The sequence below is a fragment of the Mesorhizobium sp. M4A.F.Ca.ET.020.02.1.1 genome (assembly GCF_004022645.1).
Classification (GTDB): domain Bacteria; phylum Pseudomonadota; class Alphaproteobacteria; order Rhizobiales; family Rhizobiaceae; genus Mesorhizobium.
In genome coordinates this window covers 1-19671 of the sequence record NZ_RZOI01000033.1, presented here as the reverse complement: position 1 = coordinate 19671, position 19671 = coordinate 1, and the positions used below count along the sequence as shown (strand labels likewise).

Below are 19671 nucleotides of genomic sequence, written 5' to 3'. Positions count from 1 at the left end.
GATGGCCGGGGCCGAAGCCGAGGATGGTCAGCGCCTCGCGCATCGAATCCGTTCCGGTCCGGCCAAAGCCGGTGCCGATGACCTTGATCGACATTTCCGCCCCTCCCCGCGTTTGGACCACGTGTATCAAATGCCGGCCACCACCATCCGCAGGCGATTGCCCTCCGGATCGGCGCAGTCCAGCCTGCCGGCCGCCTCGGCGAAGGGCACACCCGCCTTGCCGAGCCGTCCCGCCACAGCGGCAAGCTCGTCGGCGCCGGCAAGCACGACCGTGAAGCGCTCCAGCCCGGCCGCGCCGGGCGGCGGTTCGGTCAGCTCGTCGCGGGTCCAGATGTTGAAGGCGACCATGTGGCGGCGCCGATCGGTGCCGCAATCGAACAGACCGAAGGTGCGCGACTGGATGTGCGGCCTGAAGCCGAGCACGTCGACATAGAACGCCATCAGCGTTTCGGGCGAGCGGGCGCGCATATGGATGTGGCCAATGAAGGCATCCGCCGGCAGCCGCGGCTCGATCCGGCCGGAATCGCCAAGCGAGCGCGACAGGTTCGCAAGGTCGAGCGGCTCCAGCCCCGAATGCGTGCTGCCGTCCGTGGCGAGGAGCAGCACACGGCCGTCCGTCGTCTCCTCCCTGCCGGCCAAGCGTTCGGGTGTGTCGAAACAGATCTCGATGCCGTTGCCCGACGGATCGGAGACGTAGAGCGATTCCGAGACCAAATGGTCCTGGGCGCTGTATCTGAGGCCGGAAGCCTTGAGCCGGGCGGCGGCATGCGCAAGGTCGCGGCGCGTCGTGACATGGATGGCAACATGGAAGAGATCGCGCGCCTTCTGTGGCAGCGCGACCGCAGCACCTTCATGCAGCACGATCAGCGCCTTGCCGTCGACGCCGAGCCCGGCCACCGCGTCATCCTCGCCAAGCAGCGAGAGCCCGACCGCATCGCGCCATACGGGCAAGGCCGCCGCGATGTTGACCACCCTCAGATGAACCGGCCCGAGATGAGTGGCGCCTGCCAGCAATCCTTCGCTCATCGGCGAATATTAGCTGTGAACGATATGGCTGTCAGCAAGATGGAGGGGAGTAAGGCAGTAAGGGAGTAGGGCAGTAGGGGAGTAACGGAGGCATGGCTCTGATGCTCCCCAGTGCCTAGTGCCTAGTGCCTAGTGCCCTAGTGCCCTACTGCCCTACTGCCCTACTCCCCTACTCCCCCCTCATATCCCCGGTGGCCGCACATACCCATCCGTCAGCCTCGCCAGCGCCTTGGCGGCGGCAAGCAGCCTGAGGTCGCAGTGGCGACGGCCGACAAGCTGGGCGCCGATCGGCAGGCCATCGCGGTCGAGGCCGATCGGGATAACGGCGGCCGGATGGCCGGTCAGGTTGAAACGGCAGGCATGGCTGAGCGCCGTCCAGTAGGGCGTCTCGACGCCGTCGACCGGGATCGGCGTGCCCGTCTCGCGATGCTTGAAGGCGGTGCACATCATTGCCGGGCACACCAGCACGTCCCAGTCGCCGAAGAAGCGCTCCCAGGCGTGGATGAAGTCGTCGCGCCGGTTGAGCGCCGCGAGATAGGTGGCGAGCGTTGGCGAGTCTTGCAGCGGTGCCTGGAAGGCCTGCGAGTACCAGGTGATGAAGTCGGAGAACAGCGCCCGTTCGGCGGCGAAGTCATGCGACGGCAGGGCCTCGCCCACCTTTGCGCCGGCGACGTCGATCGCGCCGGCAAAACCGGTAATCGCATCGGCGATGTCGCGGGCGATCGGCACGCCCGGGAATTCGGGCGCGAAGGCGACCCGCAGCCGCGACAGCGGCGGCTCGGGCGCCTCGTCGGTTGCTGCCGGCGGCACCTCGGTGTCCTGCCCGTCGGCGCCTGCAATAACGCGGTGGGCAAGGATGAGGTCGTCGACATCGCGCGCCAGTGGCCCGATGTCGAACAGCAGACGGAAGCTGCGCGGCAGGTCGGGCGGATCGGCATAACTGCCGGTGATCGGCACCGTCGATTGCGTCGGCTTGAAGCCGCATATGCCGCACAGATGCGCCGGCACGCGGATCGAGCCGCCGGCATCGCTGCCGATATCCAGCGGCACCAGACCGGCCGCGACGGCCGCCGCCGCGCCACCGCTGGAGCCGCCCGGCGTGCGGGCGACGTCCCAGGGATTGCTCGTGCGGCCGAAGATCGGGTTGACGGTCTGCAGGTCGCGCAGCCGGGGTGGCACATTGGTCTTGCCGATGATGATAGCGCCCGCCTTGCGCAAGCGCGCGGCAATCGTGCTGTCGGCCGTCGGTACATGGTCGGCCCAGGCCGTCAGCCCGACCGTGGTGCGCATGCCCGCCGTGGCGTGGCCGTCCTTCAGGGTGACCGGCACGCCATGCAGCGGCCCGACGGCCTCGCCGCGCGCCAGGGCATCGTCGGCGGCCCTCGCGCCCTCGCGCGCCGCCTTCTCGTCAAGCGTGATGATGGCGTTGAGCAGCGGGTTGACGGCGGCGATGCGCTCCAGCTGCGCCTCCATCGCCTCGCTGGCGCTGACGCGGCGCTCGCGGATCGCGGCCGCCAGTTGCATGGCGGTGAGGAAGGTGGTGTCGGCGGTCAGGGCGTTTGTCATGCGCGCATCCTCCCCGGATTGGCCTTCGCCAATCGCCAGCACGGCAGCCTATCAAAATCGGGTTGCCCCATGGCCTTTTCCCCTGCCCTCATCCTACCACAAACGACAGGATGCGGTGAGGGGCCGGAAAGTTCGGTGGTTCAGTCGATCTTGTGTGGCCTTCCGGCGGAAAACGAACAACAATGGCCTGCCGCCACGCCGCACGATGGCGGAAAGAGTAGCAGGAGGAGATGCGAATGGACGAGCCCGATCGCTGGCGCAACATGGCAAGCGCGCCGAGGGATGGCAGCCGGATCCTGGTCACGGTGCGGCCGACCGAGCAGGGGCCGGCCGAGGTCGACATGGCCTATTGGTCGCGCGCCGACCAGCATGGCGAGGAAGGCTGGCGCTCCTCCGACTCCCAGCCGGGCCGCGTGGTCGAATATGCCGACCCGGAACTGAAATGCTGGATGCCGCTACCATCAGCCGGAAGAGGCTCGATGCCGAGCCCGTGGGAGGGCGACGAGGTGCCGCTGCTGGACGGGTCGGGGATTTAGGGCCAGTCTCCCCCCTTGAGGGGGAGATGTCGCCGAAGGCGACAGAGGGGGTCGCCGCGCGTGGAGCGCCAGCCTTGATCCGCCGCAGGAGGTAGAGCCCAGTCGAACCGACCCCCTCTGCCCTGCCGGGCATCTCCCCCACAAGGGGGGAGATGGCAGCTTCAACGCCTCACCCCACCTCCACCATTACCTCTCCCGCCTCGACCTTCGCCGGATAGGTCCTGAGATTTATGCAAGGCGGCAGGCGCCTGGCTTCGCCTGTGCGGTAGTCGAAGGCGCCGGAGTGTTTCGGGCATTCGACCTCGTAGTCCATCACCAGCCCGTCGGCGATGTGGACCGCCTCATGCGTGCAGAGGCCGTCGGTGCAGAACACCTCATCGTCGGGCGAGCGGAATACGGCGTAAGTCCGGCCCTCATGGTCGAAGCGGCGGGCGCCTTCCTGTTCGATGTCGTCGAGGCCGCACGCCTTGATCCAGCTGGTCATTTTTCTCACCGTAAGATTCGATCGCGGCAGGCCTCCGGGGTCACCCGGAGGCCCAGTCCTGGGATCAGTTCTTGTTCATGTACTCGGCCGCGTTGGCCGGCGTGACCAGCTCGAACGGCACGTAGACGACGCGGTCGACCTTCTCGCCCTTGGCGAGCGCGAGCGCGGCGTCGACGCCGCCGCCGCCCTGCCCGTTGGCGTTCTGGAACACCGTCACCGCAAGATCGCCGGCCTTCATCGCCTGCAGGCCGTCCTGCGTGGCGTCGATGCCGCCGACGACGACGTCCTTCATGTCGATGCCGTTGGCTTTGAGCGCCAGGATCGCGCCGATGGCGGACTCGTCATTGTTGGCGATCACGGCATCAGGTGCCGCGCCGGCGGTCAGCCAGTTGGTCATCAGGTTCTGCGCATTGTCGCGCGACCATTCCGACGACTGCTTGTCAGTGACCTTGATGAAGTTGCACATGTCGGTGGCAAAGACCTGCTCGACATCCTTGGTGCGCTGGAGCGCCGCCTGATGCACCAGGCTGCCCATGACGATGTAGGCATTGGCGCCTGCCGACTTGCCCTTGGCGCGCAGCATCTTGCAGACCTCGAAGGCTTCCAGCGTTCCGGACTCGACCTCGTTGGAACCGACATAGACCTGTTTTTCCGGCAGGTTCGCCATGTCTGACGGTTCGAGGTTGACGAAGACCAGCGGAATGCCGGCCTTGGCGGCCTCCTCGCTCAGCGTCTTGGAGGCGTTGGTGTCGACCAGCGTGACGATGATGGCGTCGACGCCGCTGGCGATGAAGTTCTTCACCTGGTCGAGCTGCTTGGCGACGTCGTTCTGGGCATCCTCGACCTGGATGTCGGCGCCCTTCTCCTTGGCGCGGGCCTGCATGCCGTTCTTCAGCAGCGTCTGGAAATTGTTGTCGAAGTTGACGATCGAGACGCCGATCTTGGCGGCGAATGCGTTTGCCGGCATCGACATCATGGCGGCGAGCGCGGTTGACAACAGAAGTCTCTTCACGGGTTTCCTCCCTTTGGACTGGAGCGCCGGGTCACTCCGCTTCTTGATTTTCCGGCCCTTGCGGGATGGCTTATGTGGAAGGCCAAAGGCCTTCTCACTGGGTGGATGGCCCAGGGCCATCTCAGCAGCGAACGGCCGAGGCCGTTCACGTGACTGTCTGTTCGGGCGTCATTTGGCGGCGGCGTTGGCGCGCGCCTTCTTCTTCTCGTAGCGGGCCTGCATGCGGGCCTCGCCGTCCTTGCTGCCATCGTGGAAAGTGCCGAACCAGCGGTCGAACGGAATGAGGCCGTCGCCGTAGTTCACCTCGAAATATTTGTGGTGCAGATAGTGGATATAGGCGTGACTATCGACGCTGGTGTTCTCGCCAAGCTCGACCTTGTCGAAACCGACATGGCCGGGGATCGCGCCGAAGCCGGCATAGTGGAGCTGGTAGAGCGCGAGCAGCGGGTTCGACGGGATGATCAGGTGCCAGAGCGCTACGCCGAGATAGCCGAGCTGCTCGACCGGATGCATCGACAGCGACGACCAGGGCGACGGGTTGACCGAATTGTGGTGCACCGAATGCACCCATTTGTAGAGCGGCGGCCAGTGGATCGCCCGATGCAGCAGGAAGAAGTGCGTCTCGTGGATGATCGGCACCACCAGCGCCAGGCAGAACAGGTATACGGGATGCTCGGCAACCGTCAGCCACGGCACGTAGCCATTGGCATAGGCGTAGAGGAGCGCCACCTCGATCGCCGTCCAGATCGGCATGCCGGTGCCGAAGGTGCGCAGCATGTTGTCGAGGTTCTGGTTCTCGAAGAAGAAGGCCTGGCTTTTCTGCTCCGATGGCCATTTGCCGTTGTATTTGAAGCGGTTGCCCTGGGCCCTCAGAATGTAGAGTCGAAGCTCGAAAACGCCGAAGAAGACGAGCAGCGCCGCGCAGTTGACGAGGAACAGGCGCAGGATCCAGCCGACGGAGAGCGTCTTCATCACCTCGGCGTCGGGCAGCACGAAATGCCACCACGCCACGGCCGAAAGCGCGAACAGCACATTGTAGGGCAGGAAATAGCTCGGCAGCCATTTCAGCACCGCCGGCGGCCGCGGTGGGAAGACGAACAGCGGCGCGGTGCCGGCCGGCTCGTTCGGCGCCCAGTCGCCTCGCTTGTTGCGCGTGCCGTATTGCAAGTCGTCCATGGCTGATCTCACAGGCCCCGGTTTCACAAAGTTTGAGAGAGGGTGAGGAAGCGGTCGTAGGCGGCATCGTCCATGTCCACCTGGTGCTTCGCTTCCGGGTAGCTGCCGCCGGCGACGTCGCGGCCGAAGGCGCGGAAGGCGGCGATGCGCTTTTCCTGCAGCTCGGCCTCCAGCGTGAGGAAGTCGGCATAGCGCTTGGCGTGGCGCGGATAGTGGCCGGCATGGGTGCCGAGCACATCGCTGGAGAACAGATACTGCGTGTCGCAGGCGCTGCCGCAGCCCATGCCCATGGTGATCAGCGGCGTCGAGCGGGTGATGTGCTCGGCGAGCCTGACAGGCACCACTTCGACCTCGACGCAGGCCGCACCGCATTCTCGATGTCCCTTACCGCGCGCAGCACCTTGAAGGCTTCTTCCGCCGTGCGCCCGACAGCGCGGAAATTCGTCCAGGTGGCGCGGTTCGGCACCAGGCCGACATGGCCGGTGACCGGGATGCCCTCGGCCGCCATAGCCTCGATGAAGCGCGGCGAATGCGAGCAATAGACCGCATCGGCGCCGCGCTTCATCATGGCGAAGCCAAGCCGCACCGCCTCATCGGGCGAGGCGACCGCGCCGTGCGGCATGCCGACGGAGAGGAAGGCGAAGGGTGCCGCCTGGCGGATCAATTCCAGATTGTGGTCGGGCTCGCAGGACAGGATGACGATGTCGCAGGCTACCGCGGCGGCCGCTTCGGCCGGCGTGTCGACATGCAGTTGCAGCCATTTGCGGCTGCCCTTCTGGCTTTGCAGGTCGCTGACTGTCAGCCGTCTCGTCACCAATGCATCCTCCCGTTCGCGGGCGGACGACCGCAGGTGGGAAAGAGCCCCCTCACCCGGATTGCCTGCCGATCTGTGAAGGACAGATCGGAGCCATCCGACCTCTCCCAAAAGGGAGAGGGAGATCATCGGCGCCGGCGCCCGCTTCTTCTCCGAAACGGCCAAAGCTGCGGACGAAGCGACCGGATGAGGGGGCGAACTTCACATGCCATCGCCCTTCCGTTCACGGGCGAGTTAGCACCGTGACGGCGGCGAAGGCTCGCGGTTCCTTGATCAAATCAGATCAAAGGTTCTCGGCGGTGAAGGTGACGAAGCGGATCGGCGGATTGTCGACCGGCAGGTCGTGCAGGTTCAGCGCCGCGAGCACAAGGTCGATGGCGCGGCGCGCCTGTGCTTCCGGCGACTGGTCGAGAACGACGTCCATCGTGCCCTCGCGCAAGGCGCGCGTGCTGCGCTCGGTCAATTCGTGACCGACGAAGAAGATGTCGCGGCCCCTCTGGTGGCGGCGCAGCACCTCGTTCAGCGCCGTGTTGGCGCCGCCGGCATTGTAGAGGCCGGCAAGGTCGGGCCAACGCACAAACGCCTCGTGCAGTTGCTCTGCGTTGCGGTCGCCATCGTCGAAGCCGAACAGCGCCGCCACCGGTTCGAACCCGTCGCCGGTCTCCATCAGATAATCGAAGAAGCCGCGCACGCGGTCGCGGTGGACGCGGTAGATCTGGCTGTGGCAGATGGCGACGACCTTGCCCGGCCGACGCTGCATGCGCGCCATCAGCAGGCCGGCCGTACGGCCAGCGGCGTAATTGTCGATGCCGACATAGGTGCTCCGGGTGCCCGATATCTGGGTGACGATCTGCACCGTCGGGATGTTGTCCGCCTCGAGTTTGCGGAGCGCCGCACTCACCAGTGGATGGTCCGGCACGGCGAGGATCAGCCCGGCGCGGCGCATCTCCGCATCGAGGATCCGCGCGGCGATCTCTGCGGGGTTCGCCTCATCGAGGAAGGTGCGGTGAACCGCAATCGAGCGGTCAAGCGTGGCGGCGATGCGCTCGAAGGCACGCGAGAGCCGCGCGAAGAAGGTGGCGTCCGGCCTGACCAGGATCACTTCGATGCGGATGACGCCGCGATGCGCCTCGGGCAGCCGGCGCGGATAGTCGAGCAAACGCGCCGCCGCCACCACCTTCTCGACGGTCTCGGGCCGCACTCCGCCCCTGCCGTTCAGCACGCGCTCGACGGTTGCCGTGCCGACGCCGGCACGGCGGGCGATCTCGAGGAATGTGGGCTTTGGAATGGCGAGGCTCCCCGCTGCAGCGACGCGAAGCCTAATCCTTCCGCCCTTGCGGGAGAAGGTGCCGTTCCATCAGCGAATGCCAATTGACAGCCCAATGGAAACGGCGCTGATTGGCGCTCGCGGAAATTGCGCCAGACGGGCGATTTCGATCCGTCGGGCATCACCCCCGGGAGGGTCTGAAATGCCAACGATCATCGGCCATCACAATATCACGAAAGGCGCCAAGCACTGGCTGACATCGCCGAAGCGCAAGGAGATTTTCGGCGCGCTCGGGATCACCAACATCCGCACCTTCGTCGATCCGCAGAACCCGAACCGGGTGGCGCTGATGATGGACGTCCCAGACATGGACAAGCTGGCCGCCCTGATGCAGAGCAAGGCAGCCGCCGATGCCATGGAGTTCGACGGCGTCGTACCGGAATCGCTGGTGATCCTGGTGGAAGAAAAGGGATAGCCGCGACGCGCCCTGGCTTCGAGCGCGTTCATCGGCCCCAGAATGTCTTGCTGAACTCGGCGTGGCTCTTCAACAGCGTCAGGGCGATGGAGTTGATCGGCGACATGGCATTGTTTGCCGGGCCGACATTTCGGTCGCATGGCCGCCGGATCAGGAAGAAAGTGCGTCCGACGCCCGCGACCAGCATTGCGGCACGGGTCATGGCGGCCCACAGATCGAGCCGGCGCACGACGGATGCCCGGTCGGCTTGTTGCTTTGCGAGGTAGCGGGCCAGGGCGATGTCGTGACGCTGCAGGGCACCATACCCTTGCTGATCGTTCCAGGGATCGTCATGCCAGATGGGCCATTCGGTCAAAGCGGGATGTCGCATGGTATCCTCCTGAAAGAGCTTCAGGGCGGACAGCCTCCCCGAGCGCCGTGAGGAATGCGTGGCAACCAGCGTGATGGAATCGTGAAAAACGCCCCGCCGGCCCAATAACAGTTGAAATAGAGTGAGCTAAGCGAAAGGATTGACCTCACATCGTGGCTGTGGCGGATCCGATGACCGGACCTCACCTCTATCTGCTGGGTGGTTTCGACTTTGCCGGCGTCGGGGCGGCGGCCCCGGCCTTCAGCCGCAAGGCACGCGCGATGGTGGCTTATCTTGCCTTGCAGGCAGGACAAGCCCAATCGCGCGAGAAGCTGGCTGCCCTGCTCTGGAGCCTGCACGGTGAAACGCAGGCGCGAATGAGCCTCAGGCAAGCCGTGTCGGCCGTCCGCAAGGCAATGCAGAGGTCGGGCGGCGGGCGCTTTCTGACCGAGGGGGCCAACATTGCGCTTCACCTCGATGACTTCGATTTCGACGTCGCTCGTTTCGAGGCGCTGGCTACAAGCGGCTCGATCGAGGATCTGGAGCAGGCGCTTGTGGTCTATCGCGGCGACCTTCTCGACGGCCACGGCCTGAAGGAGGAGCCGTTCGAGGACTGGCTGCGGGTCGAGCGCGAGCGCCTGCGGATGATGGCCGTTGCGGCGCTGGACAGGTTGGTCACGCAATACGGCACGGCAAACGACTTTGCATCCTGCGCGCGCGCGGCGGCGCGGCTGCTCGCCATGGAGCCGCTGCGTGAAGACATCCATCGCGCCCTGATGCGCTCCTTTGCCGCCCAGGGCCGGATCAATCTCGCGCTGAAACAGTACGAGCTTTGCCGCGACGCACTGGAGCGCGATCTCGCCTTGGCTCCTGAACCGGAAACCCGCCAATTGTACGAGACGTTGCGGGCGCGGCGAACGAAATCGGCGTCCCATCATTCGCTGCAGATTCCGGCGACCGGGACGGAGGGCAGCGTGCCCATCGCTGCGCCAACCCACTACGTCAAATCGGCAGGGATCAATATTGCCTACCAGATGACCGGTGACGGGCCGGTCGATCTGCTCTACGTCCAGGGATGGGTCTCCAACCTCGATCTTGCCTGGGGATCGCCGCGCTACGCCCATGTGCTCAGGCGGCTCGGAACCTTCTCGCGCCTGATCCGCATCGACAAGCGCGGCACCGGTCTGTCCGACCGCAATGTCGGCCCGCCGACGCTGGAGGAGCGGATGGAAGACGTACGCGCCGTTCTGGATGCGGTCGGCTCGAAGCGCACGGTGCTGTTCGGAAGTTCCGAGGGCGGGCCGATGTGCATGCTGTTCGCCGCCACCTATCCGGAGCGCACGGCGGCGCTGGTGCTCAACGGAACCTATGCCAGGGGCACATGGTCGAAGGATTATCCCTGGGCGAGAACCGCCGAGCAGGTGGACGAGGACCTGGCCTCCGTCGAGCGGCAGTGGGGCAAGCCCGCCGAACTGCTCAACGCCGCGCCCTCCCTGTCCGAAGACAGCAGCGAGCGCGAATGGTTTGCCGCCTATCTCAGGAATTCGGCGTCGCCCGCCGATGCGATCGCGCTCTGGCGCTGGGGCACAGAAATCGACGTACGCGATATCCTGCCCGCCATCCATGTTCCGACGCTGGTCATCCAAAGGACGGGCGACCGCTGGGTAAGGCCGGAAGAAGGACGCTACCTGGCAAGGCATATCGAAGGCGCCAGATATCTCGAGTTGGCCGGCAGGGACCATTTGATCTGGGGCGAGGACTGCGACCGCCTGGTCGACGAGATCAGACGCATCGTCACCGGCGCCCTGCCCGCGGCTCCGAGCGAGCGCTTGCTGCTCTCGGTACTGGCAATCGAGATCGCGCCTGCCGGCGAAAAGGCGATCGGCCAACACGCCGAAGCGATTCGGGACCAGTTGCTGCTGTTCGACGGCAGGGAGATCAGGCGATCCGGCGACAAGGTGCTCGCTGTCTTCCAGCGGCCGACGCGGGCCATCCAATGTGCGGTCGCCATTCGCGAGCGCCTGAAGCCTTTGGCTGCCAATTTCCGCTCGTCGATCCACATCGGCGAGTGCGAGTCGCACGGCGAGGAGTTCAGCGGAGTCGCCATCGAGGTCACGTCGCGGTCTCTGGACCATGCCCGGCCCGGCGAGATCATCGCATCGCGGACGGTGCGCGACCTGATCGTCGGCTCCGGCCTGGCTTTCGAGGAGCAAGGTGCCATGTGCGGCCCCCCGGGGGCGCTGCAGTTCTTTTGTGTCGCCGCGACGCCCGTAAATGCCGGCGCATAGACGCCTTCGGCTGGATGGGCCGGCGGGACAGCCCGCCTTTGCCCTGCCGGGCGCCGCCGCATATGGGTTGGTTCGGTCGAAAAACGCGCCAAACAGACAACCACGTGCTAGTCTCGCGCCACCAAATGCACCGTGGGGGATAGCAATGCTGGAAACGGACAAGGTGTTCGCCGGCTCTGTTCCGGAAAACTACGATCGCTATATGGTGCCGTTGATCTTCGAGCCGTACGCCGCGGACCTGGCGCAGCGGGCGGCGTCCCTGTCGCCCGGCGCCGTTCTGGAAACCGCCGCGGGCACCGGGGTCGTCACCCGCGCACTGGCGCCAAAACTGTCCCCCGCCGCGCGCTATGTCGTGACCGACCTCAACCTGCCGATGCTCGACCACGCCGCCTCGCGGCAAGGCGCCGACAGCCGCATCCAATGGCGCCAGGCGGATGCGCTGGCGCTGCCGTTCGAGGACGCCGCCTTCGACCTCGTCTGCTGTCAGTTCGGCGCGATGTTCTTTCCCGACCGCCCGGCCGGCTACCGCGAGGCAAGGCGGGTGCTCAAGCCCGGCGGACGTTTCCTGTTCAACGTGTGGGATCGCATCGAGGAGAATGAGTTCGCCGACGACGTGACGAATGCCCTGGCAAGGATTTTCCCGGACGATCCGCCGCGCTTCCTGGCACGCACGCCGCACGGCTACCACGACAAGGACCTGATCCGCAGCGACCTGGAGGCTGCGGGCTTCTCGCATGTGACGATCGAGACGAGGGCCGAACAAAGCCGGGCCCCCTCGCCGCGCATTCCTGCCGTCGCCTATTGCCAGGGGACACTGCTTCGCAACGAGATCGAGGCCAGGGACGCGGCAAAACTGGAAGCCGCGACCGACTGCGCCGAAGTCGCGATCAGGGACAGGCACGGCAGCGGCGCGGTCGCCGCCAAGATCCAGGCGCATGTGATCGTGGCGATGGCGTAGCGATAGGCCAATCGCCAACGTTGCAGAAAAGGTGCCTTCGGCGAAGCGCTAATCTCCCCCAAGGGGAGATCAGCTGTTTCAACGCCTCAGAACAAGAACGCCGCCGCCGCCGGATCCGGCCCGGTGCGGCCGTCGGCGGAATCCATGCCACGGATGGTCTCCAGGTCGTTGCCGTCCAGCTCGAAGCCGAAGACGTCGAAATTGGCGGCGATTCTTTCCTGGTGGTTCGACTTCGGGATAACGATCAGCCCTTCCTGCAGGTGCCAGCGGATGACGATTTGCGCCACCGACTTGCCGTGCTTCCTGGCGATCCCTTCCAACGTCGGGTCGGCCAGCAGGCGACCGCTGCCCAGCGGGCTCCAGCTTTCGATCTTGATATCGTGCCTGGCATGGAATTCGCGCTTGTCGCGCTGCTGGAAGCGCGGATGCAATTCGATCTGGTTGACGGTCGGCGTCACGCCGGTCTCGCCGATGATGCGCTGCAGATGGTCCTGGTTGAAGTTCGACACGCCAACCGACTTGATGCGGCCTGCCTTCTGGAGTTCGACGAGCGTCTTCCAGGCTTCGACATACTTGCCCTGGCTGGGCACCGGCCAGTGGATGAGGAAGAGATCGATCTGATCGATGCCGAGCTTTTGCATCGTGTCGTCGAAGGCGCGCAACGCGGCGTCGCGCTGGTGGGCACCGTTGCGCAGCTTCGAGGTGATGAACAGGTCGCCTCTCGGCACGCTTGCCGCGCGGATCGCCTCGCCCACGCCTTCCTCGTTGCGGTAGCCCTCGGCGGTGTCGATCAGGCGGTAGCCGGCGTCGATCCCCCAGCGCACCACCTTGGCCGTGACGCCCGGATCGACCTGCCACACGCCGAGCCCGATCTGAGGAATGGTGGCGCCGTCGTTCAGTGTCAGCCGTTCAGGCATGCGTATGTCCTTCTGTAATCATATTTGCCCCGCGCTCTATCTAGGCTGCGCTCCCGGCAATGCGAGTCGATGACGCGTTTGTGTATTTGCGGAACGGTCGGCGGCAAAGCGCACACGGCCCATTTCGACCGCACTGGAACTTTCTGCATGGCTAATGTTTTCTTAACCACCAACTCGCAGTCTCGACGGGAGCGCGTTGCAATGGCCTTGCGAAAACGTCTGCTTGGGAGGCGTCATGCCAATTCGTCGAAAAGCTCAGGACGCTGGTATTTTCGATCCGTCCGAACTGGCCTTGCTGGCAAGGGTCTTCGAACGGTTGAAGCTTGAAAGCGATTCCCCCGATCGCCTTGAGGGCCTGGCGTCCCGCATCCTTGCCAACTACATGGCCGGCATCGCCGACGAGGAAGAACTTCTGTCGCTGTCGAAGCAACCGCTGGGACGATAGACGCATCGCGGCGCGCCCGACTACCGGGGCAGCTTCGACGCCTCCCTCGCCCCGAACCGCAAGCCATCCATCAACAGCTTGACCAGCCGCCCCGAGCGGTCGCGCCAGTCGGGCGTGTTAGGCGCGGAGTAGATGCCGCCGAGTGCATGCAGCACGTCGGAGGCATCGACGTCGGCGCGGATCGAGCCGGCGGCGGCAGCCCGCTCGACCAGGCCTTTCAGCGCGCCCGAGACACGCCCGGACGTATCGGAGAACAGTGTCGAGTTGGTGGTGAGCAGGATGCGAAGGCTGGTCGCCAGGCCGCGCTTGGTGCCGATATAGTCGACGAAGCGCTGCATCCACAGCTCCAGCGCGACATCGGCCGGATGTTTTTCCGCCAGTTCCCCGGCTGCGCGACAAAGCCCTTCCACCTCGCGGCGATAGACCACCTCAACCAGATGCTCGCGCGTCGGGAAATGCCGGTAGAGCGTGCCGATGCCGACCCCTGCCCGTTTCGCGATCTCCTCCAGCGAGGCATCGACACCAGCCTCAGCGAAAGCCTGCGCCGCCACTTCGACCAGCCTGTCGCGGTTGCGCTGGGCATCGGCGCGCAGCGGCTTTGGCGCGGGCGCGTCTGGCTTCTCGTCGGCTGTCGCTGGCGGCCTTTCAGCCAATTTTGTCTCCACGAGTCGATTGGGGCTTGAACCCGACCGGGTCAGCCCCCACGTAAATAAACGGAGGCGCCTCCGTTTTAGTGGAGCAGCTTTATCATATAATCAGGGGGACCGGTATGTCACGTGTTGAGAGCGTAATCTCCCCCCTCGAGGGGGAGATGTCGCCAAAGGCGACAGAGGGGGTCGGTTCGACCGGGCGCGACCTGCCGCGGCAGGTAGAGGTTGGCGCTCTTTGCGAGACGACCCCCTCTGGCCTGCCGGCCATCTGCCCCTCAAGAGGGGAGATTAACACGCTCCCGTCACCCTTGCCCCTGCCCTCCCAAGCCCCATTTCCATCCGCCTAGCGTCCAGCAATTGGAGCCCGACGCCCCATGAATGACCAAGTCACCATCAGTCCGACCACGCTTTCCCTCCACCTCATCATCAACGGCAGCGACCACACTCTCGACATCGAGCCGCGCGTGACGCTGCTCGACGCGCTGCGTGACCGGCTCCACCTCACCGGCACCAAAAAGGGCTGCGACCAGGGTCAGTGCGGCGCCTGCACCGTGCATGTCGACGGCGAGCGCGTGCTTGCCTGCCTGACTTTGGCGGCGCAGGTCGAGGGACGCGACATCACCACCATCGAGGGGCTTGCCGACGCGGACGGCACGCTCAACGCCGTGCAAGCCGCCTTCCTCGATCAGGACGCCTTCCAGTGCGGCTATTGCACGCCGGGCCAGATCATGTCGGCGGTGGCCTGCATCCGCGAGGGCCATGCGGGGTCCGACGAAGAAATCCGCGAATACATGGCCGGCAATCTGTGCCGCTGCGGCGCCTATCCGCACATCGTCGCCGCCGTCCGCCAGGCAGCAGAGGGGCTCCGCTCATGAGAGACTTTTCCTACCTCCGCGCCGACACTGTCGAGGCCGCGCGCCATGCTTCCGCCCTCCCCGGCGCCATGCTGCTTGCCGGCGGCACGACGCTGGTCGACCTCGCCAAATGCGGCGTCGCCGAACCCTCGACCGTTATCGACATCAGCCATATCGAGGGGCTCAGCGCCATCGACGTCACCGCCGACCGCGCTATGATCGGCGCGCTGGCGAAGATGAGCCATGTCGCCGACCATGCCGGGATCAAAACTTGCTTCCCGGCCGTCTCGGAGGCTCTGTGGCAGGCGGCCTCGGCGCAGCTGCGCAACATGGCGACCATCGGCGGCAACCTGATGCAGCGCACGCGCTGTCCCTATTTTCGCGACCCAGCCAACTTCCCGGCCTGCAACAAGCGCGCGCCGGGCAGCGGCTGCTCGGCGATCGGCGGGGTGACGCGGGGCCATGCGGTGCTCGGCACCAGCGAGGCCTGCATCGCCACCTATCCAGGCGACCTCGCGATTGCGCTCGTCGCCTTCGACGCCGAGGTCCATCTCGGCGAGCGCAGGCTAAAGGTCGAGGACTTCTTCCTCGCGCCCGGCGCGACCGCCGAGCGCGAGCACGACATCCGCCCCGGCGAGGTGATCACGGCGATCGAGATCCCGGGCTCGGCAGCGGCCAGACGCTCGACCTATCTCAAGGTTCGCGACCGCCAGTCCTACGAATTCGCGGCGGCGAGCGCGGCGATAGGGCTGGAGCTCGAAGGCGACGGTCGCACCATCCGCGACATCCGCGTCGCGCTCGGCGGCGTCGCCACCAAGCCGTGGCGCGCGCGGGCAGTCGAAAACGAGCTCAAAGGCAAGACGTTGACCGAGGCCACCGTGCGCAAGGCGAGCGAACTCGCCATGGAAGGCGCCGTCGACCATGGCGCCAACCACTACAAGATCGAGCTCGCGCCGCGCGTCGTCGCGCGCGCCATCCTCAATTTGGGAGAGACGGCATGACCGTTCATGAGATGAAACATGCGGCTTCGGACAGCGCCCGCCTCGAGGCGGTGGGCGGGCGGCTGTCGCGTGTCGACGGCCCGGCCAAGATCACCGGCGCGGCGCACTACGCGGTCGAGCAGCAACTCGAAGGGCTGGCGCACGCAGTGATGATAGAAAGCACCATCGCCGCCGGAACGGTGGTGGCCATCGACAGCAGAGCGGCGGAGACAGCGCCCGGCGTGCTTCTGGTGCTGACGCCCGACACTATCATGGAGTTGAAGGGCGCTTCGGATTGGCTCGGCAACCCGCCGTCGCAACAGACCTATTGCCCGCTTGCCCGCACGGTCACCTATTCCGGCCAGCATATCGCCGCGGTGGTGGCCGAGACCTTCGAGCAGGCGGTCGCGGCGGCCGCCCTCGTCAAGGTGACCTATGACGAGACGCCGGCGATCGTCGACCTCAGCGACCCCAAGGCCGGCGACGGCATCCCGATCGACGCCATGACCAAGGAGTGGGGCGACGCTCAAGGTGCCTTCGCCGCCTCGCCGGTGCGCGTCTGCGCGGCCTACAACACGCCGCGCGAATTCCAGGCGGCGATGGAACCGCATGGGCTGATCGCCCGCTGGCAGGGCGAGGCGCTCACCATCTGGGAGCCCAGCCAATGGCTGGACGGCATGGCGCGCACCTATGCCGAATGGTTCGCGATCCCGTTCGAGAATGTGCGGCTGGTCTCGCCCTATATCGGCGGCGGCTTTGGCTCGAAGGCGCTGGCGCTCGCCCACAGCGCGGTGGCGGCGGCCTCGGCGAAGATGCTCGGACGACCGGTGAAGCTGGTGCTGACCCGGCCGCAGAATTTCACCTCCTATGGCGGCCGCGCCGCGACCCGCCAGACGGTGGCGATCGGCGCAGACAAGGACGGCCGCATCCAGTCGATCGTGCATCGCGGCGTCAACGAGACGGCGGTCGATGGCATGTGGGTCGAGCCGCTCGGCTCCGTCACCTCGATCATGTACGCCACGCCCAACTTCTCCTCGAAGCAGAATGTGGTGCGGGTGAACACCGTGGTGCCCGGCGCCAAGCGCGCGCCGGGCGAGAACCCCAGCGCCTTCGGCATCGAATGCGCCATCGACGAGCTCGCCTATGAGGTCGGCATCGATCCGCTGGAAATCCGGCTGAGGAACTACGCCGAACAGGATCCGCACGCCAGGAAGGCGTGGTCGACCAGGCAGTTGCGCGAGGCCTTCGCAGCCGGCGCCGAGGCGTTCGGCTGGGGGAAGCGTTCGCCAATGCCGCGCTCGATGCGCGACGGCCACCAGCTGATCGGCTGGGGCGTGGCGGCCGGCACCTATCCGGTGCGGCGCGCCCATGGCGAGGCGGTGGTGAATATCCTCGCCGACGGTTCGGTCGAGGTCGAAAGCTCCTCCATCGACATGGGCCAGGGCACCTACACGATCCTGGCGCAGACTGCGGCCGAGACGCTCGGCGTGCCGGTCGAGCATGTGTCGGTGAAGCTGGGGGATTCCCACTTCGCCCGCGCCGGCGTCGCCGGCGGCTCGCGCCTTGCCGGCGTCATGACGGGCGCGGTCTACAAGGCGGCGAGCCAGGCGCTGGACGAGCTGATCGGGCTGGCGATCGCCGATCCGGGCTCGCCCTTCCATGCGCTGCAGGCGAACACACTGGTGGTCAAGGACGGTCGCATCGCCTCGCCGCGCGGCGACGGTCCCGAGATCCCGATCGCCGAGCTTCTGTCCGCCGTCGGTCGTGAACGGATCGAGGCCAAGGGCGATACCATGCCGGCGAACGCGACGGCTGAGGAGCGCTACCGGAACTACACCACCATCGCCGTGTCGATCCCGCACACCGAGGGCGACTATTCACGCCACTCCTGGTGCGCGCATTTTGTCGAGGTCAGGGTCGACGAGGATTTCGGCACGGTGCGGGTGTCGCGTGTCGTGTCGGCGCTGGATTCCGGCCGGCTCTACAATCCGAAGCTGGCGGAAAGCCAGTGGAAGGGCGGCATCATCATGGGCATCGGCCAGGCGCTGCTGGAGGAAGGCATGGTCGACCGCCGCCATGGCCGCATCGTCAACGGCAACCTCGCCGACTACATGATCCCGACCAACGCCGACATCCCGGACATCGAGACGATCTCGGTCGGTATCCCCGACCCGCATTCGTCAGTGCTCGGCGGCAAGGGCGTCGGCGAGCTCGGCATCGTCGGCGTCGCCCCGGCGATTGCGAACGCGGTGTTCCATGCGACGGGCAAGAGGATCAGGGATCTGCCGATCACGCTGGAGAAGTTGATTTAAGGCTGACGCGAGCCCTGCCCTGCCGGGCATCTCCCCCTTAAGGGGGAGATTTGCGGTTTCAGCGCTGGCGCGCACCCTCGCAGCGTTCGAAATTGGCGAAGGCGGCGGAGCGAATAATCTCCCCCCTTGAGGGGGAGATGGCCGGCAGGCCAGAGGGGGGTGCTGTCCCGCCAGCGTTTTGGTAAGTTCCGCTATCCCGGAATGTCCCAGTTCGATCGTGTCAGCACATCGGCGGGTGGAAGGATCTCTTCGGGCTTGAGGTCCCGGCGCTGGATCTCATCGGCGACAAACTCCTCACGCGGCGCCCACGCCCCACCAATGCCGATTTCCAACGGGATCCTGTCCGGCGTCAGACATTGCGAATGGTTGACATCAGCCGTGCGCGGCGCCATGTCAAACCACTCGCATGGCTCGCCGAGAACGCTGTCCGTGTGGCCCATGCTCTTGGGGACGGCGTCGCGGCCATGGAGAATAGACAGCATATCTCCTGGCTGACATTTCTGGCACAGGAAGAGATTCTCGAACGCGCCGCCCTTGGCGGCCCTGAAGGACAGTTCCTGCCCTGTCCGAGCGTTGCGGATGCTTAGGTATCTCCGCCCATCCGGATAGGCAGCTTCATCATAGATCCACGGATCGTGCCGCCGCATGACCCTGACCGCACCTTTCCATTGCATGCGCATGGCGAAATCCGGCGGCTGCTTGACACCCGTTGCGGCCGGCTGGTCGTCGAAGTGCAGCCATTGGGCGACGTCGAGCAGCTTGGCAGGGAGCGCGACCTCCTCGGCGGACACAGGCCGGCGTTCGAGTTTGACGAGCGTTGACTGACGAAACGGCGAACCGTTCACAAACACCTCGGTGGCAATCTCGATACCATCGGCTGTCACGCAACTCAGCCATTTCAGCCCGGGTTCTGACCTGTCTGGATCGCGCCGCTGGATTTCCCGTACATCGCATCGCTCGCTATCGTGCGTCTGGGTCTGTCCGGTTTCGATTACCCCGCGAATCCTCTCATAGGATGTCGATGTCTCACGACTTATCGAAACAGGCGAATAGCCTGTCTGCGAATCCCCGCGGAAAGTGACTGATATCTGCTTTGCCGGATTTCCATAGGTTGTGGCTTGCATTTCCTCGACGCGGACCCAACCGCCATGATGCGTGACTATCCTCGTATGGGTCGGTCCTACCAATGGCTGGACCGTCATGGTCGCGACATAGTCGGGGACATCAGCGGAGGGCGAATAGGGGAGGTTGTCGCCCGCCCGCGCCATGGAGCTGGCGATTACAAGACCCACCATGATCGAAAATCTCATCATGTCTCTCCCCCCGGGCCACGCTCTTGCAGCCAGCAGGATTTCCAGCAACAGCGGCTATTTTGCGACGGTCAGGCGGCGATCGGAGAAGGTGATTTGGGAGGTCGCGCGAGGCGCCACCTCTGCCCTGCCGGGCATCTCCCCCTTGTGGGGGGAGATTTGCGGTTTCAGCGCCGGCGCGCACCCTCGCAGCGTTCGAAATTGGCGAAGGCGGCGGAGCGAATAATCTCCCCCCTTGAGGGCGAGATGGCC

The 19671-nt window shown here is 65.6% G+C and carries 20 protein-coding genes and 1 pseudogene; 8 read left to right on the top strand and 13 right to left on the bottom strand.

All coding sequences use genetic code 11. The features are described from left to right. The 3 genes from EN742_RS04470 to EN742_RS04460 form a co-directional block, all read right to left on the bottom strand. A partial coding sequence (locus EN742_RS04470; RefSeq protein WP_281034937.1) for a sulfotransferase occupies window positions 1–94 on the bottom strand: 94 nt, incomplete at its 3' end. Window positions 95–126: 32 nt separating this feature from the next. Then, entirely contained in the window at window positions 127–1026 is a 900-nt protein-coding gene (locus EN742_RS04465) for a VOC family protein (protein WP_126055318.1), read from the bottom strand. A gap of 180 nt (window positions 1027–1206) precedes the next feature. Then, the gene (locus tag EN742_RS04460) at window positions 1207–2592 is read right to left on the bottom strand and encodes an amidase family protein (protein ID WP_127405110.1); all 1386 of its coding nucleotides are present in this window, start codon (window positions 2590–2592) and stop codon (window positions 1207–1209) included. Window positions 2593–2828: 236 nt separating this feature from the next. Between EN742_RS04460 and EN742_RS04455 the strand changes: the two genes are divergently transcribed. Beyond that, complete coding sequence (locus EN742_RS04455) at window positions 2829–3128, top strand: hypothetical protein (protein WP_126055320.1); 300 nt, start codon at window positions 2829–2831, stop codon at window positions 3126–3128. Between the two features lie 169 nt (window positions 3129–3297). Here EN742_RS04455 and EN742_RS04450 read toward each other — a convergent pair whose 3' ends face one another. From EN742_RS04450 to EN742_RS04430, 5 genes and pseudogenes are all read right to left on the bottom strand, one after another. Then, window positions 3298–3612, bottom strand: a complete 315-nt coding sequence (locus EN742_RS04450) for a MocE family 2Fe-2S type ferredoxin (protein ID WP_127405109.1) — start codon at window positions 3610–3612, stop codon at window positions 3298–3300. 64 nt (window positions 3613–3676) lie between these two features. Further along, window positions 3677–4624, bottom strand: coding sequence for a substrate-binding domain-containing protein (locus EN742_RS04445; protein ID WP_126055322.1), 948 nt, complete (start codon window positions 4622–4624; stop codon window positions 3677–3679). A gap of 168 nt (window positions 4625–4792) precedes the next feature. Then, a complete protein-coding gene (locus EN742_RS04440; RefSeq protein ID WP_127405108.1) occupies window positions 4793–5800 on the bottom strand; it encodes a sterol desaturase family protein in 1008 nt (335 codons plus the stop codon). Window positions 5801–5823: 23 nt separating this feature from the next. Continuing rightward, a pseudogene (locus EN742_RS04435) lies at window positions 5824–6422 on the bottom strand (3-methyl-2-oxobutanoate hydroxymethyltransferase). Between the two features lie 475 nt (window positions 6423–6897). Beyond that, window positions 6898–7902: a LacI family DNA-binding transcriptional regulator gene (locus tag EN742_RS04430; RefSeq protein ID WP_127405106.1), complete on the bottom strand. Its 1005-nt coding sequence runs from the start codon at window positions 7900–7902 to the stop codon at window positions 6898–6900. A gap of 181 nt (window positions 7903–8083) precedes the next feature. Here EN742_RS04430 and EN742_RS04425 point away from each other — a divergent pair, with 181 nt between their 5' ends. Then, window positions 8084–8356 carry a hypothetical protein gene (locus EN742_RS04425; RefSeq protein WP_127286337.1) on the top strand — a complete coding sequence of 91 codons (273 nt, stop codon included), beginning with the start codon at window positions 8084–8086 and terminating at the stop codon, window positions 8354–8356. A 28-nt stretch (window positions 8357–8384) separates the two neighbouring features. Here EN742_RS04425 and EN742_RS04420 read toward each other — a convergent pair whose 3' ends face one another. Then, window positions 8385–8726 carry a hypothetical protein gene (locus tag EN742_RS04420; RefSeq protein WP_127405105.1) on the bottom strand — a complete coding sequence of 114 codons (342 nt, stop codon included), beginning with the start codon at window positions 8724–8726 and terminating at the stop codon, window positions 8385–8387. Window positions 8727–8896: 170 nt separating this feature from the next. Here EN742_RS04420 and EN742_RS04415 point away from each other — a divergent pair, with 170 nt between their 5' ends. Together EN742_RS04415 and EN742_RS04410 are read left to right on the top strand one after the other, a co-directional pair. Then, window positions 8897–10993 (top strand): alpha/beta fold hydrolase, encoded by a 2097-nt coding sequence (locus EN742_RS04415; RefSeq protein WP_128332481.1) that lies wholly within the window; start codon window positions 8897–8899, stop codon window positions 10991–10993. A gap of 145 nt (window positions 10994–11138) precedes the next feature. Next, entirely contained in the window at window positions 11139–11951 is an 813-nt protein-coding gene (locus EN742_RS04410) for a methyltransferase domain-containing protein (RefSeq protein ID WP_127406100.1), read from the top strand. A gap of 86 nt (window positions 11952–12037) precedes the next feature. On the opposite strand, the gene EN742_RS04405 is transcribed toward EN742_RS04410, so the two are convergent. Continuing rightward, complete coding sequence (locus tag EN742_RS04405; RefSeq protein ID WP_127406099.1) at window positions 12038–12868, bottom strand: aldo/keto reductase; 831 nt, start codon at window positions 12866–12868, stop codon at window positions 12038–12040. Window positions 12869–13103: 235 nt separating this feature from the next. Here EN742_RS04405 and EN742_RS04400 point away from each other — a divergent pair, with 235 nt between their 5' ends. Further along, entirely contained in the window at window positions 13104–13313 is a 210-nt protein-coding gene (locus EN742_RS04400; RefSeq protein ID WP_126055331.1) for a hypothetical protein, read from the top strand. Between the two features lie 20 nt (window positions 13314–13333). Here the strand turns inward: EN742_RS04400 and EN742_RS04395 are convergent, their stop codons facing one another. Next, window positions 13334–13966 (bottom strand): TetR/AcrR family transcriptional regulator, encoded by a 633-nt coding sequence (locus EN742_RS04395; protein ID WP_126055332.1) that lies wholly within the window; start codon window positions 13964–13966, stop codon window positions 13334–13336. Window positions 13967–14337: 371 nt separating this feature from the next. Between EN742_RS04395 and EN742_RS04385 the strand changes: the two genes are divergently transcribed. Genes EN742_RS04385 through EN742_RS04375 form a run of 3 tightly spaced genes read left to right on the top strand, consistent with a single transcriptional unit; the run spans window position 14338 to window position 18109 of the window. After that, window positions 14338–14838, top strand: coding sequence for a (2Fe-2S)-binding protein (locus EN742_RS04385; RefSeq protein WP_189375174.1), 501 nt, complete (start codon window positions 14338–14340; stop codon window positions 14836–14838). Further along, a complete protein-coding gene (locus tag EN742_RS04380) occupies window positions 14835–15818 on the top strand; it encodes a xanthine dehydrogenase family protein subunit M (RefSeq protein WP_127406097.1) in 984 nt (327 codons plus the stop codon). Before EN742_RS04385 ends, EN742_RS04380 begins: the two co-directional genes overlap by 4 nt. Then, on the top strand, window positions 15815–18109 hold the full coding sequence (locus tag EN742_RS04375; RefSeq protein ID WP_126055334.1) for a xanthine dehydrogenase family protein molybdopterin-binding subunit: 2295 nt from the start codon (window positions 15815–15817) through the stop codon (window positions 18107–18109). Before EN742_RS04380 ends, EN742_RS04375 begins: the two co-directional genes overlap by 4 nt. Window positions 18110–18300: 191 nt before the next feature. Here EN742_RS04375 and EN742_RS04370 read toward each other — a convergent pair whose 3' ends face one another. Both EN742_RS04370 and EN742_RS38605 read right to left on the bottom strand, forming a co-directional pair. Next, window positions 18301–19419: a hypothetical protein gene (locus EN742_RS04370; protein ID WP_245482541.1), complete on the bottom strand. Its 1119-nt coding sequence runs from the start codon at window positions 19417–19419 to the stop codon at window positions 18301–18303. A gap of 57 nt (window positions 19420–19476) precedes the next feature. Continuing rightward, on the bottom strand, window positions 19477–19671 hold a 195-nt coding region (locus EN742_RS38605; RefSeq protein ID WP_210214426.1), incomplete at its 5' end, for a hypothetical protein.

Excerpts from the sequence above, each read along its gene's own strand:
- EN742_RS04400 (WP_126055331.1), top strand. The coding sequence starts at position 13,104 with ATGCCAATTCGTCGAAAAGCTCAGGACGCTGGTATTTTCGATCCGTCC.
- EN742_RS04450 (WP_127405109.1), bottom strand. The coding sequence starts at position 3,612 with ATGACCAGCTGGATCAAGGCGTGCGGCCTCGACGACATCGAACAGGAA.
- EN742_RS04465 (WP_126055318.1), bottom strand. The coding sequence starts at position 1,026 with ATGAGCGAAGGATTGCTGGCAGGCGCCACTCATCTCGGGCCGGTTCAT.
- EN742_RS04425 (WP_127286337.1), top strand. The coding sequence starts at position 8,084 with ATGCCAACGATCATCGGCCATCACAATATCACGAAAGGCGCCAAGCAC.
- EN742_RS04455 (WP_126055320.1), top strand. The coding sequence starts at position 2,829 with ATGGACGAGCCCGATCGCTGGCGCAACATGGCAAGCGCGCCGAGGGAT.
- EN742_RS04440 (WP_127405108.1), bottom strand. The coding sequence starts at position 5,800 with ATGGACGACTTGCAATACGGCACGCGCAACAAGCGAGGCGACTGGGCG.
- EN742_RS04405 (WP_127406099.1), bottom strand. The coding sequence starts at position 12,868 with ATGCCTGAACGGCTGACACTGAACGACGGCGCCACCATTCCTCAGATC.
- EN742_RS04380 (WP_127406097.1), top strand. The coding sequence starts at position 14,835 with ATGAGAGACTTTTCCTACCTCCGCGCCGACACTGTCGAGGCCGCGCGC.
- EN742_RS04370 (WP_245482541.1), bottom strand. The coding sequence starts at position 19,419 with ATGAGATTTTCGATCATGGTGGGTCTTGTAATCGCCAGCTCCATGGCG.
- EN742_RS04385 (WP_189375174.1), top strand. The coding sequence starts at position 14,338 with ATGAATGACCAAGTCACCATCAGTCCGACCACGCTTTCCCTCCACCTC.
- EN742_RS04420 (WP_127405105.1), bottom strand. The coding sequence starts at position 8,726 with ATGCGACATCCCGCTTTGACCGAATGGCCCATCTGGCATGACGATCCC.
- EN742_RS04415 (WP_128332481.1), top strand. The coding sequence starts at position 8,897 with ATGACCGGACCTCACCTCTATCTGCTGGGTGGTTTCGACTTTGCCGGC.
- EN742_RS04410 (WP_127406100.1), top strand. The coding sequence starts at position 11,139 with ATGCTGGAAACGGACAAGGTGTTCGCCGGCTCTGTTCCGGAAAACTAC.
- EN742_RS04460 (WP_127405110.1), bottom strand. The coding sequence starts at position 2,592 with ATGACAAACGCCCTGACCGCCGACACCACCTTCCTCACCGCCATGCAA.
- EN742_RS04375 (WP_126055334.1), top strand. The coding sequence starts at position 15,815 with ATGACCGTTCATGAGATGAAACATGCGGCTTCGGACAGCGCCCGCCTC.